Annotated in this window: 13 protein-coding genes; 5 read left to right on the plus strand and 8 right to left on the minus strand. The window is 65.5% G+C overall.

Annotation, left to right across the window (positions count from 1 at the left end):
- The first annotated feature begins 5 nt into the window (after positions 1 to 5).
- From tssM to tssA, 4 genes are read left to right on the plus strand one after another with little or no spacing between them, the layout of a single operon-like run.
- Positions 6 to 3,740, plus strand: a complete 3,735-nt coding sequence (tssM, locus tag GYK42_RS13270) for a type VI secretion system membrane subunit TssM (RefSeq protein WP_166447884.1) — start codon at positions 6 to 8, stop codon at positions 3,738 to 3,740.
- Positions 3,737 to 4,720: a type VI secretion system-associated protein TagF gene (gene tagF, locus GYK42_RS13275; RefSeq protein ID WP_166447885.1), complete on the plus strand. Its 984-nt coding sequence runs from the start codon at positions 3,737 to 3,739 to the stop codon at positions 4,718 to 4,720. The genes tssM and tagF overlap by 4 nt, the downstream gene beginning before the upstream one ends.
- A gap of 2 nt (positions 4,721 to 4,722) precedes the next feature.
- Positions 4,723 to 5,532, plus strand: a complete 810-nt coding sequence (locus GYK42_RS13280) for an OmpA family protein (protein ID WP_166447886.1) — start codon at positions 4,723 to 4,725, stop codon at positions 5,530 to 5,532.
- Positions 5,533 to 5,580: 48 nt separating this feature from the next.
- A complete protein-coding gene (gene tssA / locus GYK42_RS13285; RefSeq protein WP_166447887.1) occupies positions 5,581 to 6,618 on the plus strand; it encodes a type VI secretion system protein TssA in 1,038 nt (345 codons plus the stop codon).
- 13 nt (positions 6,619 to 6,631) lie between these two features.
- Here tssA and tssH read toward each other — a convergent pair whose 3' ends face one another.
- The 8 genes from tssH to GYK42_RS13325 form a co-directional block, all read right to left on the minus strand.
- Positions 6,632 to 9,292, minus strand: a complete 2,661-nt coding sequence (tssH, locus tag GYK42_RS13290) for a type VI secretion system ATPase TssH (protein WP_166447888.1) — start codon at positions 9,290 to 9,292, stop codon at positions 6,632 to 6,634.
- Between the two features lie 53 nt (positions 9,293 to 9,345).
- Positions 9,346 to 10,431 (minus strand): type VI secretion system baseplate subunit TssG, encoded by a 1,086-nt coding sequence (gene tssG / locus GYK42_RS13295; protein ID WP_166447889.1) that lies wholly within the window; start codon positions 10,429 to 10,431, stop codon positions 9,346 to 9,348.
- Positions 10,395 to 12,239 carry a type VI secretion system baseplate subunit TssF gene (tssF, locus tag GYK42_RS13300; protein WP_166447890.1) on the minus strand — a complete coding sequence of 615 codons (1,845 nt, stop codon included), beginning with the start codon at positions 12,237 to 12,239 and terminating at the stop codon, positions 10,395 to 10,397. Before tssF ends, tssG begins: the two co-directional genes overlap by 37 nt.
- 2 nt (positions 12,240 to 12,241) lie before the next feature.
- The gene (gene tssE / locus GYK42_RS13305) at positions 12,242 to 12,733 is read right to left on the minus strand and encodes a type VI secretion system baseplate subunit TssE (RefSeq protein ID WP_058047868.1); all 492 of its coding nucleotides are present in this window, start codon (positions 12,731 to 12,733) and stop codon (positions 12,242 to 12,244) included.
- A 95-nt stretch (positions 12,734 to 12,828) separates the two neighbouring features.
- Positions 12,829 to 13,320 carry an Hcp family type VI secretion system effector gene (locus GYK42_RS13310; RefSeq protein WP_035817450.1) on the minus strand — a complete coding sequence of 164 codons (492 nt, stop codon included), beginning with the start codon at positions 13,318 to 13,320 and terminating at the stop codon, positions 12,829 to 12,831.
- Between the two features lie 33 nt (positions 13,321 to 13,353).
- Positions 13,354 to 14,838, minus strand: coding sequence for a type VI secretion system contractile sheath large subunit (gene tssC / locus GYK42_RS13315; protein ID WP_166447891.1), 1,485 nt, complete (start codon positions 14,836 to 14,838; stop codon positions 13,354 to 13,356).
- Position 14,839: 1 nt separating this feature from the next.
- Entirely contained in the window at positions 14,840 to 15,349 is a 510-nt protein-coding gene (gene tssB / locus GYK42_RS13320) for a type VI secretion system contractile sheath small subunit (RefSeq protein WP_058047866.1), read from the minus strand.
- A 72-nt stretch (positions 15,350 to 15,421) separates the two neighbouring features.
- Complete coding sequence (locus tag GYK42_RS13325; RefSeq protein WP_166447892.1) at positions 15,422 to 15,997, minus strand: hypothetical protein; 576 nt, start codon at positions 15,995 to 15,997, stop codon at positions 15,422 to 15,424.
- 289 nt (positions 15,998 to 16,286) lie between these two features.
- On the opposite strand from GYK42_RS13325, the gene tssK reads away from it, so the two are divergent.
- Positions 16,287 to 17,633 (plus strand): type VI secretion system baseplate subunit TssK, encoded by a 1,347-nt coding sequence (tssK, locus tag GYK42_RS13330; RefSeq protein WP_166447893.1) that lies wholly within the window; start codon positions 16,287 to 16,289, stop codon positions 17,631 to 17,633.

Consider the following 17,633-nt stretch of genomic DNA (forward strand, 5'->3'; position numbering starts at 1 on the left):
TTATGATGCAACGATTCTGGCACTCCTTGACCTCACGCACCAGCCTGCTCATCCTCGGCATCGCAGCCGCCGTCCTGCTGCTGTTCGCCTGCGCCGTCATTTTCGACTGGCCGGCCACCCGGCTGTTGCCTTTGCTGGCCGCGGCGGCGCTGCTGGGCGCCATCGCGTGGTGGCTGCGCCGCCGCCGGCGCCGGCGCGAGGGCGCCAGCTTCAACAGCATGCTCGAGCAGCAGGCGGCCGGCGCGGCGCCCAAGGCCGGCTTGGTGCAGCGCGAGGAAACGGAAGCCATCCGCAAGCGCATGCTGGAAGCGATCAATACCATCAAGACATCGCGGCTGGGCCAGCTGTCGGGCGATGCGGCGCTGTACGAACTGCCCTGGTATATGATCATCGGCAATCCCGCCGCCGGCAAGAGCACGGCGATCGCCAATTCGGGCCTGCAGTTTCCTTTTGTCGACAGCAAGATCGTGCAAGGCATGGGCGGTACCCGCAACTGCGACTGGTTCTTCACCACCGACGGCATCCTGCTCGACACGGCCGGGCGCTACGCCATCAACGATGAAGACCGCGCCGAGTGGTTCGGTTTCCTCGCCCTGCTGAAAAAACACCGCAAGCGCGCGCCGATCAACGGCATCATCATCGCCGTCAGCATTGCCGAGCTGACCGGCAGCAAGCCCGAATTCGCCATCGAACTGGCCAAGAACCTGCGCCAGCGCGTGCAGGAACTGACGGAGAAGCTGGAAGTCCATGCGCCCGTGTACGTGGTATTCACCAAGGCCGACCTGATCACCGGCTTCAGCGAATTTTTCCAGGATGCCGAGCGCAGCGAACGCGACAAGGTCTGGGGCGCCACCCTGCCCTACAGCGTCAACAGCTCCAAGCAGGACGTGCTGGAGCAGTTCGACCAGCGCTTCGACGAACTGTACGATGGCCTGAAGGACCTCAGCCTGGCCAACATGTCGCTGCTGGGACGCGAACGCATGCCGCCCGGCGTCTTCACCTTCCCGCTGGAATTCAGTTCCGTGAAGGGGCCGCTGCGCGCCTTCATCGCCACGCTGTTCGAGGAAAACCCGTTCCAGTTCAAGCCCGTCTTCCGCGGTTTCTATTTCACCAGCGCACTGCAGGAGGGCGCTTCCGTCTCCGCCTCGTCGGAACGGGTGGCGCAGCGCTTCGACCTCAAGCCGCAGCAGCGGGAACACAAGACTGTCCAGGTGCAGGACCAGCACGGCTACTTCCTGCTGAACCTGTTTCGCAAGGTGATCTTCGCCGACAGGGAACTGGTGGCGCAATACGCCAGTCCACGCAAGACGCGCTTGCGCTATGCCACGTTTTTCACCGCCATCGCGCTGGCCGGCCTGGCGCTGGGCGGCTGGAGCTGGTCCTACCTGGCCAACCGCCAGCTGGCGGCCAATGTCCAGGCCGACCTGGAGCAGGCCATCAAGGTGCAGGACAAGCGCCTGGACCTGCAGTCGCGCTTCCAGGCCCTGGAAATCCTGCAGGACCGCATCGAGCAGCTGGAATCGTACCGCAGCAAGCGGCCGCTGGCGCTCAGCCTGGGCCTGTACCAGGGTGACCTGCTGGAGCGCAAACTGCGCGAAGAGTATTTTTCCGGCCTCAAGGAGGTCATGCTGGCACCGGTGGCGCAATCGCTGGAATCGTTCCTCGCGGAAGTGAACGCGGGCGCCGACCGCCTGCAGCCGCTGACGTCCGTGCCTGGCGCCACTGCCGTCCCGGCCAGCACGGCACCACAGCAGTTCAAGGATGCCGCGCCGACGAACGTGGAGGATGCCTACAATGCCTTGAAAACCTACCTGATGCTGGGCGACAAGTCGCGCGCCGAGGCCGGTCACCTGAACGACCAACTGACCCGCTACTGGCGCGGCTGGCTCGACGCCAACCGGGGCAACATGCCGCGCGAACAGATGATCCGCAGCGCCGAGCGCCTGATCTCGTTCTACCTGACGCAGATCGACGACCCGTCCTGGCCGCAGATCGAGAACCAGCGGGCGCTGGCCGACCAGTCGCGCGACAGCCTGCGCCGCGTGGTGCGCGGCATGCCGGCGCGCGACCGCGTGTATGCGGATGTGAAGGCGCGCGCCGCCACGCGCTTCCCGTCGATGACGGTGGCGCGCATCGTTGGCGAGCAGGACAAGGAACTGGTGCTGGGCAGCTACGCCATCCCCGGCACCTTCACGCGCGACGCCTGGGAAAAATACATCCAGCAGGCGTTCCAGGAAGCGGCCAACCGCGAACTGCAAAGTGCCGACTGGGTGCTCAAGACGGCGTCGAAGGATGACCTGACCCTGGAAGGCAGTCCGGAACAGATCCAGAAGGCGCTGGTGGAACTGTACAAGACCGACTACGCCAAAGAGTGGCAGAAATTCATCCAGGGCGTGAGCATCCGCGAATTGAACGGTTTCGACAACGCGGCGCAGGCGATGAACCGCCTCGGCGATCCGCAAGCCTCACCCCTCAACAAGCTGATCGAGACGGTGTACCAGGAAACCTCGTGGGACAACCCTTCCCTGCTGGGCCAGGGCTTGCAGCGGGCCCAGCGCGGGGCGATGGACTGGTTCCGCGAAACGGTGCTGCGCCAGAAGCCCGCTGCCCCGGCGGCGGGCCAGACCGGCGGCGCCATGCCGATGGGCCCTGTCGGCCGCGAGTTTTCCGGCGTGGCGCGCCTGGTGGTGGCGCACGACAAGGAAGCGTCGCCCATGCGCGGCTACCTGGCGGCACTGTCGAAGCTGCGCGTGCGCCTCAACCTGATCAAGAACCAGGGCGACACGGGCCCCGGCGCCAAGCAGCTGATGCAGCAGACGCTCGATGGCAGCGGTTCGGAACTGGCCGACGCGCTGAAATACGTGGACGAGCAAATGCTGACCGGCATGAGCGATCCGCAAAAGCAGGCCATCCGCCCTCTGCTGGTGCGCCCGCTGATGCAGACCTTCGCTGTCATCGTCAAGCCCACCGAGACGGAGATCAACAAGGTATGGCTGGCCCAGGTACTCGAACCGTTCCAGAAAACCCTGGCGCCGAAATATCCGTTCGCGCCCGACTCGCGCATCGAGGCGAGCAATGCGGACATCGGCCAGGTATTCGGCCCGGAAGGCGCCATCGCCAAATTCTTCAACACCACCATCGGCCCGCTGGTCGTGCGGCGCGGCGACGCCATCAGCGCCAGGACCTGGGCCGCGATGGGCATCACCCTGGCGCCGCCGGTGGTGGCCAGCCTGCCCGGCTGGGTCGCGCCGCTCAGCGCCAACGGCGTGGCCACGGCGGCCGGCGCCGCCGAAGCGCAGACGCGCTTCGACCTGCAGGCGCTGAGCGCGCCCGGCGCCACCGAATATACGATCGAGATCGATGGCCAGGCGCTGCGCTGGCGCGGCCAGCCGCAGCCCTGGGTGCACATGGTCTGGCCCAACCCGCAGGGTGTGCCAGGCTCGCGCATCAGCGCCATCACGCCGGAAGGGCGCACCGTGGTGCTGCTGAACGAACCGGGGCATTTCGGCCTGAAGAAGATGATCGACTCGGCCAGGCGCACGCGCAAGGAGGGCGGCGTATTTGAACTGAGCTGGGAAAACAGCGGCGTCACCGTGACGGCCAACCTGAAGATCGTGGCCGCTGCCGCACCGGCGCCCGCCTCCGCCGGCAACCAGGGTTTCCGTGGCCTGAAGCTGCCGGAATCGGTCGCCATCGGCGCGCCGGAAACGGCCGCCGCCATCGCCGGAAACACGCCATGAGCCGCCCTACCGCTACCCAGATCGGCTATTTCGGCAAGATTCCCAGCCGCGGCGACTTCATCAAGCACGGCGACAACCCGGCCCTGCTGAAGATGCTCGACGACTGGCTGGCCAACGCCATGGAGCTGATGACGGCCGATGCGCGCTGGAAGCTCACCTACGATGCGCTGCCGCCGCTGCATTTCGCCTTCATCGGCCCGCGCCGCGGCCGCGCCATCGCCGGGCATATCGCCGCCAGCAGCGATGCCTCGTCGCGCCGCTTTCCCTTCCTGATGATGGGCGCCATGGAAGTGGCGCAGCCGTCCGGCTTCGTGCCGACCAGTCCGCTGGTGCTGTCGCGCCTGTGGAACCGCCTCGATGCCATGAGCGCCGAGATGTGCGGCGCGGCGGCCGGCGCCGCGCTGCCGGCGGCAGCCGCGGGCGCCAGCATCGAACTGGACTTGCGCGGCAGCGCCTACGAGGCCGCCTTCGACGACTTCCTCGGCCTGCAGACGGTGGGCGCGCTCGACGCCCTGCTGGCGCCCACGGGTTTTGGCGGTTCCGTGCGCCAGGTGCTGCTGGCCCTGGGCATGCTGCTGCAGCCCGTCATGGCCAGCAGCTCCAGCCGGCTGGAAAAAAGCCTGGAACTGCCGCTGCCGGCCGACCCGCTGTACCGCAACCTGGTGGCGGCCTTCTGGATGCACCTGATTGCCCCGTTCCTGGCGCGCGCCGACTTCGAACTGGCGCTGTTCATCACCCGCATCCGCGGCCGCCATGCGCTGGTGCTGGGTTTTTGCGGCGCCTCCGCGCAGACCCTGCACGCCATCATGGAACCGCAGGCGGCGCTGGAGCATCATATCGCCTTCGACGATCTGGCCTGGGTCGAGGAACAGGCCGACAGCGACTACGCCATCAAGAAAGCCTCGAGCTACCTCGCGCAGGCCAACCTGTCACTCAAATCGGCGCACGACACGTTCCGTGCGGCCTTCATCGGGAGCTGATCATGCACATCCGCCTTGCCATCCTTCTCGGCCTCGCATGCGCGCTGGCCGGCGCCAATGCGCAAAACGCCGCCGCGCCGGCAGCCGCTGTCTCGGTACCGGCCGCCGCCACGCCGCAGCCGGGCCAGGTACTGGCCAGCGGCACGGTACCGGACGAAGCGGCCAAGGCGGCGGTGCTGGTGCGCCTGCGCGAACTGTATGGCGCCGACAAGGTGGTCGACCAGATCGCCGTCGGCCAGGTCGCGCAGCCGGCAAACTGGAACGTCTATGTGCAAAAACTGCTGACGGCGGACCTCAAGCAGATCCGCCGCGGCCAGCTGAAGATCGAAGGCAGCGTGGTCAGCGTGCGCGGCGAAGTGGCCAACGAGGCGCAGCGGCAAAAGATCGCCAGCGACTTCGCCACCAGCCTCAATCCCACGTACACCGTCAACAACGGCTTGCGCGTGTCCGCCTCCGAGCAGAACATCCTCGACGGCGCACTGGCCAACCGCACCATCGAATTCGAGAGCGGCAAGACGACGCTGACACCGTCGGGCCGCGCCATCCTCGACGAAATGAGCGCGGCGCTGCACAAGCTGGCGGGCCGCAAGGTGGACATCATCGGCCACACCGACAACCTGGGACTGCGCGCCAGCAACCAGAACCTGAGCCAGGCGCGCGCCGAGGCGGTCAAGCTCTACCTGGCCGGCAAGGGCATCGACGGCGACCTGCTCAGCGCTTCCGGGCAGGGCCCGGACCGTCCCATCGCCAGCAATGACAGCGCCGACGGCCGCGCGCGCAACCGCCGCATCGAATTTCGCATGGTCCAGTAAGACCGCACCGTACCAAGCAAACCATCCGTCCCACTGCCGAGAACACACATGATTTCAGCCGACCAGCTCCTGCTTCCCATCAGCGCCGAACAGCCATGCGGCGTCGACCTGTCCTTCTCCACCGACTTCGACGCCATCGGCCAGGCGCGCAAGTTCGACGACCCCACGCTCGACCAGGGCGAGTGGGTCACCGACCTGAAGGAAGCCGACTGGGCCTTCGTGCTGCAGCGCTGCGCCGCCCTGCTGGGGGAAAAGAGCAAGGACTTGCGGCTCGCCGCCTGGCTGGCCGAAGCCAGCGCCAGGCAAGACCATTTGCGCGGACTGGGCGAAGGCTATCGGCTGCTGGCCGGCCTGTGCCGCCAGTACTGGGACCTGGGCCTGTACCCGCAGCCCGATGGCGGCGACCATGAACAGCGCATCGGCAACCTGAGCTGGATCCTGGCGCGCACGCCATCGCTCGTGCGCGCCATGGCGCTGACGGACAAGCAGTCAGGCGGCTGGTCGACGATCGACTTCGAGACGGCGCGCAAGCGGGCCGCCAGCAACCAGGACGGCGTCAACGGCACCAGGCTGGTGGACATGGAGGCGGCGCGGCGCGGTACGTCGGCGCAGTTCCGCGCCGCTTTTGCGGCCGACGCCCAGTTCTGCCTGGACGCGCTGGCCGAGCTGGAACAGGCCGCCGAGACCCGCCTGGGCAAGGACAGCCCGGGCTTTTCCATGGCGCGCGAAGCGCTGCAAACGATGCAGCTGGCCTTGCCGGCCGCAGCCGCGGCCAGCCCTGCCGCCAGCGTCGCGGCCGCGCCGCTGGCGGCAGGCAGCCAGGCGGCGGGGACCGCCGCACCGGCGCTGCCGCCGGCGGCGCCAGGCGAGCTGCACAGCCGCGCCCAGGCGCTGGCGCAGCTGCGCCAGGTGGCACAGTACTTCCGCCAGACGGAGCCGCACAGCCCTGTCTCGTATTTCGCCGACAAGGCCGCCAACGCGGGCGAGCAGAACCTGCACGAATGGCTGCGCGGCGTGGTCAAGGATGGCGCCTCGCTGGCCCACATCGAGGAGCTGCTGGGCATCGCGCCCGGCAGCGGCCACTGAGCCGGTTTGGCGCCTATTTGATCGTATACCGGAACTGCCCCTGCTTGCCGGCGCTGGCCTTGATACGGCTGATGCCCTGCCCTTCCGCCATGCGCGCCAGCACGGCTTCGGCGATTTCCGGCAGCAGGCTGCCATTGAGGATATTGTCGACATTGCGCGCGCCCGAATCGACTTCGGTGCAGCGCGCCAGCACCGCCTCGACCAGCGCCTCGTCGTAGATAAACTCGGCCTGGTGATTGGCGGCGATGCGGGCGGCGATGCGGCCCAGCTTCAGGCCGATGATACGGGCCAGCACGTCGTCGCCGATCGGATAATAGGGAATCACCTTCAGGCGCCCCAGGAAAGCGGGCTTGAAGACCTTCAGCAGCTGCGGGCGGATGGCCAGCTCGAGCTGCTCCGGCGTCGGCAGCTGCTCCGGCGGCATATTCAGGCATGCCTGCATCATGGTTGCCGACGCCACGTTCGAGGTCAGGATGATGATGGTATTTTTAAAATCGATCTCGCGTCCCTCGGCATCGTCCATCACGCCCTTGTCGAAGACCTGGAAGAACAGCTCCATGACATCGGGATGCGCCTTTTCCACCTCGTCGAGCAGCAGCACGCTGTACGGATTGCGGCGCACCGCCTCGGTCAGCACGCCGCCTTCGCCATAGCCGACATAACCGGGCGGCGAACCCTTCAGCCCCGACACGCTGTGGGCTTCCTGGTATTCGCTCATGTTGATGGAAATGAGCTTGCGTTCACCGCCGTACAGGACGTCGGCCAGCGCCAGCGCCGTTTCCGTCTTGCCGATGCCGGACGGGCCAACGAACAGGAACACGCCTTTCGGCTTGTCGGGGTCGTCCAGGTTGGCGCGCGCCGTGCGCACGCGCTGCGCCACCGCCTCGATCGCGTGGGGCTGGCCCAGCACGCGCTCCTGCAGCAAATCCTTCAGCCGCAGCACGGTCTTGAGTTCATCCTTGACCATCTTGCCCAGCGGGATGCCGGTCCAGCCGGCGACGATTTCCGCCACCACGTGGCCGTCAACCTGCACCGGCACCAGCGGCGTCTCGCCCTGCAGCGACGCCAATTCGGCCTGCAGCGCCAGCAGCTCGCGCCCCTGGCCCGCGTCGGCCGGCGTGCCATCCTCGAGCTGGCGGCGGATCGCCTGGATCTGTTCCGACAACGCCTTTTCGCTGTCCCAGCGCGCGGCCAGCTGAGCGTGTTCCTGCGTGGCGGCGCCGCGTTCGGCATCGAGCCGCTGCAGCCGCGCGCCATGGCGCGCGCCACCGCTCTCCTCGCGCGCCAGGGCCGATGCTTCCGCATCGATGCGCTCGCGCCGGCGCGCCACGCTGTCGAGCAGGGCCGGCGTGGCGCTCTGCCCCAGCGCCACCCTGGCGCAGGCCGTATCGAGCACGCTGATGGCCTTGTCCGGCAGCTGCCGGCCTGCGATGTAGCGGTGCGACAGGCGCACGGCCTCGGTGATGGCCTCGTCGAAGATGCGCACCTTGAAATGCTGCTCCATCAGCGGCGCCATGCCGCGCAACATGGCGCACGCCAGCTCTTCGCTCGGTTCCTCGATCTTGACGACCTGGAAGCGGCGCGCCAGCGCGGCATCCTTTTCAAAATATTTTTTGTATTCGCCCCAGGTGGTGGCGGCGATGGTGCGCAGCTCGCCGCGCGCCAGCGCCGGTTTCAGCAGGTTGGCCGCATCGTTCTGGCCGGCGCTGCCGCCGGCGCCTATCATCGTGTGCGCCTCGTCGATGAAGAGGATGATGGCGTGCGCGCTCCTGCCCACTTCAGCGATGACGTTTTTCAGGCGGTTCTCGAACTCGCCCTTGACGCTGGCGCCGGCTTGCAGCAGCCCCATGTCCAAGGTGTGGATCTCCACGCCCTGCAGGATGTCGGGCACGTCGCCCTGCACGATGCGCAGCGCCAGGCCCTCGACCACGGCCGTCTTGCCGACGCCGGCCTCGCCCGTCAGGATGGGATTGTTCTGGCGCCGCCGCATCAGGATGTCGATCGCCTGGCGGATTTCCATGTCGCGCCCGATCACGGGATCGACCTTGCCGGCGCGCGCTCGCGCCGTCAGGTTGACGGTGAACTGGTCCAGTGCCGGCGTTTTCGACGCTGCCGCCGCGCCGGCCAATTCCCCCACGGGATCGCCGCCGGCATCGCTCGCTTTCTCCTGCCCTGTAGCCGCCACGCCGGCTTCCTGCGAGCCCTCGGTCAGCTTGTCGAGCCCGTGCTTGATCTCGTCGAGCTTGAATTCGTGGAACAGCGCCGAGCCCCGGTAGGCCAGCTGCGCCAGTTCCGGCTCGGTCAGCAGCGCCTGCAGCAGGTGACCGCTGCGGATGCTCACCTGCCGCCCGGCCCGCAAATCGAGCGAAGCGATCAGCCAGGCATGCTCGAACAGCTTCGGCAGGCGCACGGAAAACACGGGCGTGCGCGTGTTGCCCGTCTGCAGGCGCGCCACTTCGGCGCGCAAATCCGCTTCCAGCATGCTCACGCTGACGCCGCTCCTGCGGGCAATCAGCACGAAATCGCTGCGCGGCTGCTCCAGCAACGCGAGGAAGACGTGCTCCAGGTCGACTTCATACTGCCCCAGGCCGACACAAAGGCTGGCCGCGCGCGTGGCGGCCGTGCGGCAGGTGTCGTTCAACTTGCTGATCAATGTTTTCAGGTTGATGCTCATGGGGCGGCGGTCCTTGTCGGGTGATGGTTGGCGAAATCGGTGAAGTGGCGCGCTCAAGCCAGCGCATGCAGTTCATAGCGGACATCGGCGCGGTCGCGCGCCTCGCCGCCGGTGATCAGAAAACTGTCCCAGCCCAGCCGCCCGCCGCTGCGCGGCACCGCCAGCGCAATGCCCTGCACGTCGGCGGCGCGCAGCACCAGCTGCACTTCGTATTCCAGGGTCAAGCCGGTGAACATGGCGAGCATCCTCTCGAGCGCGAGGGCGGCCGTGCCGCCCGGCAGGAACGCGTCGAAGTGGCAGCGGGCCAGCGGACCGATGGTCAGCCGCAGGCGCAGGTCGCGCTGCCAGACGCGCGCGCCGACCATGGCGGTGGCGCCCAGCAAGGCGTTGCTGCCGCCCAGCGTGCTTTGCTGCTCGCGCGGCACGTCGTACCAGCAGCCGACAAACTGGCTGACGGCGATGCGCTGCCCGAAATACTCGGACAGCACCTGGCCGATCAGCACGGCAGACGGCGGCCGGTGGCGCATGGCGGCGGCGAAAAAACCCACGGATTCGTCGAGCACGCCGGCGCCGTCCCCGGCCAGGCGCTGGCGCAGCGAGGCATTGCCCAGCCCCGCCAGCGACAGCAGCAGCGGAAGGAACTGGTCCTTGCCGTCGAGCTGGTATTTGAGCTCGAGCCGGTACTTGCGCCACGCTTCATAGAACAGGGCCAGCGCACGATTCGAAAACGTGTCGAGGAAGGCGCGCGGCCCCTCTTCCTTTTCATACAGCTGGTGCGTGGCGATGCGTTCCGTATAGTGCAGCGGCAGCGCGCCGGCGACGCCGAGAAAACCCATGAAGGCCGGCGTGACGCGCACGTATTTCAGCTGCCCGCCGCGCAGCGCCGCGCCCAGGGCGCTGGCGTCTGTCGCCAGTTCGCGCGGTTCGGGCGCCAGCGCTTCAAGCTGGCTGGGGGCGAAGTCGAGCGAGATGGAATTCTGGAAGCGCAGGAAACTGGCCACCGCATCGTCGTGCGGCAAGCCATTGCGCCTGAGCCACAGCTCCAGCATGCGCACCGCCTGGAAGTACTGGAAGCGGCAGGGCTGGGCAAACAGGCGCTCGATTACACTAGGCTCGAATCGCCGCTGCGTGGTTTGCATCGCCACAGCTCCTCTCCTGATTTTTTTGCCTGCACCACCAGCTGCGTGAAGCTGTTCGCATGCACATACAAGCCCAGGAAGCACTCGATCACGTGCGCAAAGGCGTGGATGCCGCTGCCGACGAAGGCCTCTTCGTCTATCGTCAGCCGCACTTCGACGCCGCGCACCAGGCAGGCAAAGGGATTGCCCGGCAGCCAGGCGTTGACGGCCTGGTGGGCGATGGCGGTGATGCCGCGGATTTGCCGCTGCGACGTGGCCGAACGCGGCAAGTCGTACAGGGTCAGCATCTCCTGGAACGCTTCCAGGCCGCTGCCGGCCAGCGACAGGTGATTCAGCGACAAATGCGAAATCAAACGCCAGTGGGCGCCACGCCCCCGTTCGAAATGGTGCGACTCGCTGGGTTTGCGCAGCAGGCTGATGCTGCGCACGCTGGAACCGCCTTCGAGGAACAGGTCGCCGCCGTGCAAGCCGTAGGTCAGCTGCGCTGGCAAGTCGCGGTTGGTGCAGCTCAGCTCCAGGCTGAGCGTGTCCGTTTCCACGGCTGCCGGGTCGAAATCGATGTCGACGATCGAGATCTGCGTTTCGTAGCCGGGGCTCTTGCCGGCGATGATCTCGTCGCGCCGCATGACCCAGTAGTGGCCATCCCTGGCCGGCGACTCGCCATGGCGCAGTGAATAAAACGGACGGAATTCCACCACGGATTCGCCCTGCGGCGTCTGCCGCACCAGTTTGACCGAATCGATGGACTGCACCTCGAATGCATAGGCGCGGCGCGCATCGGCCAGCACGGGATAGCTGGCGGCCGTGTGCGTAAGGCGGATAGGCTCGCCGCGCTGGCGGAACAGGTTGACCACCGGCGTGCAGCCCAGCAGCAGGTTGTGCGTGTTCATCGTCCCCAGCAGGCGCGCCGTGTTCGAATCGGTGCGCAGGCCGCTCAGCGCCAGGTGCAGGGTGATGCGGCGGCAGCCGGCCGGCAGCGCGGCGCACAGCGCGCCGAGGTCGATGTCGAAAAAATTGAATTTCTCGGGAAAGCAGAAATACTCGGTCAGCAGCCGGTAGGCCGGATGCGAGCGGGCGGAAAACGGGATCAGCGCATCGTCCTCGGCAAAGCCTGCGCTGCGCACGGGAATGCCGTCGAGCGGGACCCAGCTGCCGCTGCCGTCCGCCTCCGCGTAGGCCTTCACGGTGCGCATGAACAGGGCGTCGCGCAGCGCCGCGCAAAACGAGGGCTGGCCATCGATGAACACGCGCAGCGAGGCCAGTCCCAGCTGGCCCAGCGCCAGCTGCGCGGCGCTCGACTCGATGGTGATGCGCACGCCCGAGGTGGCATTCGCCGGCAGCAGCACCTGCTCCGGCGCCTCGATGATGGCGCAAAACGCCGCATGCGTGAGCGCCAGCGGCGCCACCGTCACGGGGTAGGCCGTGCGGAAGGTGCAGGCCACGCCTTTCACGGGACGCGTCGTCAGCTCGGTGCCGCGGGCGATTTCGGCAGGCGCCGTCAGCTGCGCCGCCGCGGCGCCGCTATCCATGCGCGCGATCGAGCACGAGGGAAACGGCCGCAGGTAATGCGGGTACAGCACTTCGAACAGCGCTTCGGTAAACTCGGGATAATCGTCGTCGATGCGCTTCGAGATGCGCGAATTGAGCAGTGCGAACGACTGGATCATGCGCTCGATGTGCGGGTCCTCGCACACCTCGCCGCCCATCAGCAGGCGGCCGGCGATCTTCGGGTAGCGCTCGGAAAACTCGCGCGAATAGCGGCGCAGGAAACCCAGTTCGCGCTCATAGTAGGGCAGCAAGTCTTCCAAGGTCAGGCTCCCGTGGACGCGGCGCGGCGCCCTTTGCTGATCGTGTAATGCAGGCTGGAAGGCTGCAGGATGGCGTCGAAGCTGACCGGTTCGTGCGCCGCATGCACCACCAGCAGCGCACTGATGGCGAAATTGAGGCGGTTGATCGAGCCTTCCTCGATTTCCAGCGATGCGCGCACCTGGCGCAAGCGCGGCTCGTGGCGGGCGATGGCCTTTTCCAGGCACTGGCAGATGTGGGCGCGGTCGTCCGTGCTCGACAGGCTAAGCCCGGCGAAATCGTTCAAGCCGTATGTGATGATCGACTTGCCGCACTCGGGAAAGGGTTTGAGCAGCGCCTCGGGCAGCACGGCGCGCGTGTTGAGCAGCGCTTCAAGATCGCGCGCCACGGTGTCTTTCAAATCCTCGAGCGAGAGGCGCGAGACGGTGCCGCTGGAGGCGCCGTGCACGGGCGTATCCATCAGGCGGTCGAACAGGCCCGGCGTAAAACCTTTCATGGGCTTTCCGTTTCATGGGTGGCGTGGACACCGCGGCCGGCGGCCAGGAAAGCCAGCGGCGGCAGCGCGCCGCTGGCGTACGCGGTCGGATACGGTCAGGCCGTCTTGTTGGCCGACAGGTCCCAGCCGCCAGAGGTGTTACCGCCCGAACCGCCACCCACTTTTTGCTGGGTGTATTTCCACTTGACCTTCGAGTACTTGAGCGCCAGGTCTTCGCCGAGAATGTCGCCCGCGGCCACCGATGGCGCCACGCTGCTGATCATCACGTTCTCCAGTTCGATTTCGAAGTACTTGATGCGTTCGCCCTGGCCATCGGCGCGCAGGAACTCGAGCTTGGCTTTCGGAATGGTCTTGCCCGAGGAGCAAGTTTGCAGCAGCAAGGGGCTGGCGAGGTCGGCCATTTTGGCGATGACGATATCCTTGTGCTCGGTACGTTCGGCGGTATGGCCGCCGCCCGTCGAGGCGGTCGCCGATTTGGGTTGCAGCACTTGCCACTGGACCGACTTGCATTCGATCCAATCCTTGTGGCTGTTATCCGTGGATTCGCCCTTGATGCCATCAATTTGCAAGTATACGTCGATTGCCATGTTATTCCTTTCAATAGTGTAAAGAAAAATACATTACGATTTGGTCGACTGCGGAAGCTCCGCGACCAAACGGAGTGAAACGGACAATTCGTCCAGCTGGAAATGCGGACGCAAAAACGACACGGCGCGGTACACGCCGGGCCGGCCCGGCACTTCCGCCACCTGCACCGAAGCTTCGCGCAGCGGAAACTGGGCTTTCTGTTCCTGGCTGGCGTTATCGTCGAGCAGCACGTACTGCGTCAGCCAGCGGTTGAGGAAATCTTCCACGTTGGAGGCGGCGGCAAAGCTGCCGATCTTGTCGCGCATCATCGCCTTCATGTAATGGGCGATGCGCGAGACGGCAAAGATGTATTGCAGCTGCGCCGACAGCACGGCGTTCGCGTTGGCGGCGTCCGTATTGTATTTTTTCGCCTTCTGCGCCGACTGGGCGCCGAAAAACGCGGCATAGTCCGTGTTCTTGCAGTGCACGAGCGAGATGAAGCCCAGGTCGCTCAATTCCTTTTCGCGGCGGTCCGTGATGGCGATCTCGGTCGGGCATTTCAGCGCCACTTCGCCCTCGTCCGTCTTGAAGGTATGCGTCGGCAAGTCTTCCACCAGGCCTCCCCCTTCCACGCCGCGGATCGCCGCGCACCAGCCGTAATCCTCGAAGGCGGCCGTCAGCTTGGTGCCGAAAGCGTAGGCGGCGTTACACCACAGGTATTTCTGGTGATCGGTGCCGTCCACGTCCTCGACGAAATTGAAGCCGTCGACGGTAGCGCCATCGAGCGGATTGAACGGCAGCCGGCCCAGGAAGCGGGGCAAGGTCAGGCCCACATAGCGCGCGTCTTCCGATTCGCGCAAGGATTTCCACTTCGCATACTCGACCGTGTCGAATACCTTGGCCAGGTCGCGCGGCTTGCCCAGGTCGCTGTAGCTTTCGAGGCCAAACAGTTCCGGCGACGCGGACGAGATGAACGGCGCGTGCGCGGCGGCGGCCACATGCGACATCTGTTCGATGAAATACATGTCTTCCGGCTGGCGGCTGAATTCGAAGTCGCCCAGCAAGGTGCCGAACGGCGCGCCGCCAAAGGTGCCGAATTCCTCCTCGTAGACCTTCTTGAACATGGTCGACTGGTCGAACTCCAGCGCGCTCTGGAAATCCTTGACCAGTTCGCGCTTGGTCGCGTTCATCAGCTTGATTTTCAGGTTCGTGCCGGTGGCCGTGTTCTTCACCAGGTAATGCAGGCCCGTCCAGCTGCTTTCCAGCTTCTGGAATTCGGGCGCGTGCATGATGGAGCTGAGCTGCGCGGAAATGAGCTGGTCCAGTTCGGCCACGCGGGCGTCGATGGTGGCGGCCAGATTGTTCGACACCACCACCGTGCCATCCATGACCTGGCTGACCAGTTCGGAAATGAGATCCTTGGCGCGGGCGTGTTCGACGCTGGACTTGGCGACCTTGCTCTGCTCGACGATCTGGTCGAGCAAGTCGATTTCGGCGGCGCCGGCAGCGCTCAATGCGGGGGTCAGTTGTGCGGACATATCAATCTTTCCTGACGTGGGAATGTTGTTCCAGCTGGGCCAGTTTTTCCGTGCTGTTGAGCACGTCATTCAGGATGTCTTCCAGCTTGTCGTTGCCGGCCAGCTTGTTGCGCAGGTCGGCCAGCTTGGTACGCGCCTCGAGCAGCTTGCGCAGCGGTTCGACCTGCTCGACCACCGCTTCCGGGCGGAAATCGGCGATCGAGCGGAATTTCAGCTCCACGCCGAACTGGCCGCCACCGGCGCCCAGTTCATTGGGCACGCGGTAGGTGGCGCGCGGCTCGATGCCCTTCATCACTTCATCGAAATTGTCGCGGTCGATATCGACGAACTTGCGGTCCTTCAGGCGCTTCTGCTCGAGTTCCGAATTGCCTCCGAAATCGCCCACCACGCCCACCACGAAAGGCAGCTCCTTGTTTTCGATGGCGTCGCCGATCTCGACGTCATAGGTCATCTGCACGCGTGGCGGGCGTACCTTTTGCAAGCGCTTCTGCACACTATCTTTTTTCGACATGACATCCCCTTCCAAATGTTGGCGGCATCGGCGATGCGCCTGTTGAACTGCGGCGTACCTGTGCCTGGCTGGCTACTTCAGGGCATTGAATGGATTGGCGCTGCCCTCATCGGCAGCGCGCTTGCTTGGCTGCTTGCGCGATTGGCGCACGGGCGGCTTGTCCGGCGGCGGCACCAGCACGGTTTCGCCGAGGCTCTCGCGCAGCAGCTTGGCCAGGTCCTGCGATTCCGCGCGCAGCGGACCGGACAAGTTGTTCTGGCGGCTCAGATCAGCCAGCGCCCGCGTCGACAGGCGCAGTCCGCTGATGGCGATCACGCTGTTGGCCAGCTTGTCGGCAGGATCGCGCACCAGCACTTCCTGGGCACTGAGGATGGCTTCGCCATACTGGCCCGCATCGTAGCGGCTCTGCGCCATGCGCACCCAGGGCTGCTTGTCGGCGGGCGCGGCGGCGGCGGCCTCCTGCCACAGCGCCAGCGCCGCCGCCTTGTTGCCCGTGTCCACCGCCTGCGTGGCCTTGGCCATCAGCTCTTCCAGCGTCGGCGGCGCCACGGCGGTCGGCGGTTTGACCACCGGCGCCGTACTGCAGGCGCTGAGGGCAAAAGCACAGGTAAGAACTGCAAGAGTGCGTAGCGAAACCGAGGGTGTCATGTTGAGCGTTCCTTCAAAAAAGAAGACCGTTTTGACGACTAAAAAGTTGCTTTTTATAGTTGTTAATTGTTTATTTTTCGGAGCGTAGCATGATTTGAAAATTTACTGCGTTCAATAGAAAATACGCGAAAACTCACACTATTGACGCTAAAAACGTACAGTACGCACCATTCCTCAAGATAATGCTAATGTTCTTGCAGTTGCGAAAAAAGCACCAAGTTGCGCGATGCGAAGCATGTTTTTCAGTCGCCGCCGCGCGCCTCACTGTGTCTGGCATAGAGGGCAATTCATGAGCATGGCAAACAAATTGTTATGGGGCGAAGGCCTGTTCCTGCGGCCCCAGCATTTCCAGCAGCAAGACCAGTACCACGAACAGCGCCTGCACGAGAGCGTCAAGGCGCTGCACCCGTATGCGTGGGGAGTGAACCAGCTGCAGATCGACCGCGATGCGCTGGCCAACAACAGCTTGCGCCTGCTGGAACTGTCGCTGGTCTTCCAGGACGGCGAAATCTACAATGCGGTCGGCGGCGATGACCTGCCCGAGGCGCTCGACCTGGGCAACTTGCCCTCGTCGCTGCAATCGGTGACCTTCCACGCCGCCTTGCCGGCCTTCAAGCCATTCGGCGGCAACTTCGCCGCCAGCGGCCAGCCCAACAGCGCGGCGCGCTACGCTCAGGCCAATCTCAGCACGCCGGACCTGTACACCCAGGCCGCGCAGGCCGAACTGACGTACCTGAAAAAAACCCTGCGCCTGGTGGCCGATTCCGAACCGCGCGATTCCTACGTCAGCTTTCCCCTGCTGCGCCTGCGGCGCCTGTCGACGGGCGGCTTCGAACAGGATCCGGCCTTCGTGCCCCCCAGCCTGTCCATCCGCAGCGCGCCCCTGCTGTTCCTGCAATTGCGCCGCCTGATCGACGCACTGCAGGCCAAGGTCAATGCGCTGTACGGGCATCACCGCGAGCCGAGCAAGAGCGTGATCGAATTCCGCTCGGGCGACATGTCCTCGTTCTGGCTGCTGCATACGGCCAGCGCGGCCTACGCCTCGCTCAGCCACTACTTCCATCATCCGGCGCTGCATCCGGAGCGGCTGTACGAACAGCTGCTGGCCCTGGCGGGCGGCTTGATGACATTTTCGAGAAGCCATGCGCTGGCCGACCTGCCGCCGTACCGGCATGCCGATCCCGGCCCGCCGTTCGCCCAGCTGCACGCCATGATCCGCGAATTGCTCGACACCGTGATCTCGTCGAAATACTTCGCCATCGCGCTGACGGAAACCAAGCCGTCCTACCACCACGGCAAGCTGGACTCGCAAAAGATCGACGCCAAGACGGCGTTCTACCTGGGTGTCTCGGCCGACATGGCCGGCGTGGAACTGGTCGACGTGGTGCCGCTGCGCTTCAAGGTGGGTGCGCCGGACGACGTGGAAAAGTTCGTCCTGTCCGCCCTGCCCGGCGTGCGCCTGCAGCACGCGCCGCAGGTGCCTGCCGCCGTGCCGGTGCGTCCCGACATGTTTTACTTCACCATCGAGGCCAAGGGCCAGATGTACGAACGCATGCTGCAGGCACAGTCGCTCCTGATCTATGTCCCCTCCGGCATGCGTGAACTGAAACTCGAACTTGTCGCCGTCACTTCCTGA

The sequence above is a fragment of the Janthinobacterium lividum genome, from assembly GCF_011601275.1.
GTDB lineage: Bacteria > Pseudomonadota > Gammaproteobacteria > Burkholderiales > Burkholderiaceae_D > Janthinobacterium > Janthinobacterium lividum_E.

Bases quoted from the DNA above. Each gene is read 5' to 3' on its own strand.
- tssM (WP_166447884.1), top strand. From the start codon at position 6: ATGCAACGATTCTGGCACTCCTTGACCTCACGCACCAGCCTGCTCATC.
- tagF (WP_166447885.1), top strand. From the start codon at position 3,737: ATGAGCCGCCCTACCGCTACCCAGATCGGCTATTTCGGCAAGATTCCC.
- GYK42_RS13280 (WP_166447886.1), top strand. From the start codon at position 4,723: ATGCACATCCGCCTTGCCATCCTTCTCGGCCTCGCATGCGCGCTGGCC.
- tssA (WP_166447887.1), top strand. From the start codon at position 5,581: ATGATTTCAGCCGACCAGCTCCTGCTTCCCATCAGCGCCGAACAGCCA.
- tssH (WP_166447888.1), bottom strand. From the start codon at position 9,292: ATGAGCATCAACCTGAAAACATTGATCAGCAAGTTGAACGACACCTGC.
- tssG (WP_166447889.1), bottom strand. From the start codon at position 10,431: ATGCAAACCACGCAGCGGCGATTCGAGCCTAGTGTAATCGAGCGCCTG.
- tssE (WP_058047868.1), bottom strand. From the start codon at position 12,733: ATGAAAGGTTTTACGCCGGGCCTGTTCGACCGCCTGATGGATACGCCC.
- GYK42_RS13310 (WP_035817450.1), bottom strand. From the start codon at position 13,320: ATGGCAATCGACGTATACTTGCAAATTGATGGCATCAAGGGCGAATCC.
- tssC (WP_166447891.1), bottom strand. From the start codon at position 14,838: ATGTCCGCACAACTGACCCCCGCATTGAGCGCTGCCGGCGCCGCCGAA.
- tssB (WP_058047866.1), bottom strand. From the start codon at position 15,349: ATGTCGAAAAAAGATAGTGTGCAGAAGCGCTTGCAAAAGGTACGCCCG.
- GYK42_RS13325 (WP_166447892.1), bottom strand. From the start codon at position 15,997: ATGACACCCTCGGTTTCGCTACGCACTCTTGCAGTTCTTACCTGTGCT.
- tssK (WP_166447893.1), top strand. From the start codon at position 16,287: ATGAGCATGGCAAACAAATTGTTATGGGGCGAAGGCCTGTTCCTGCGG.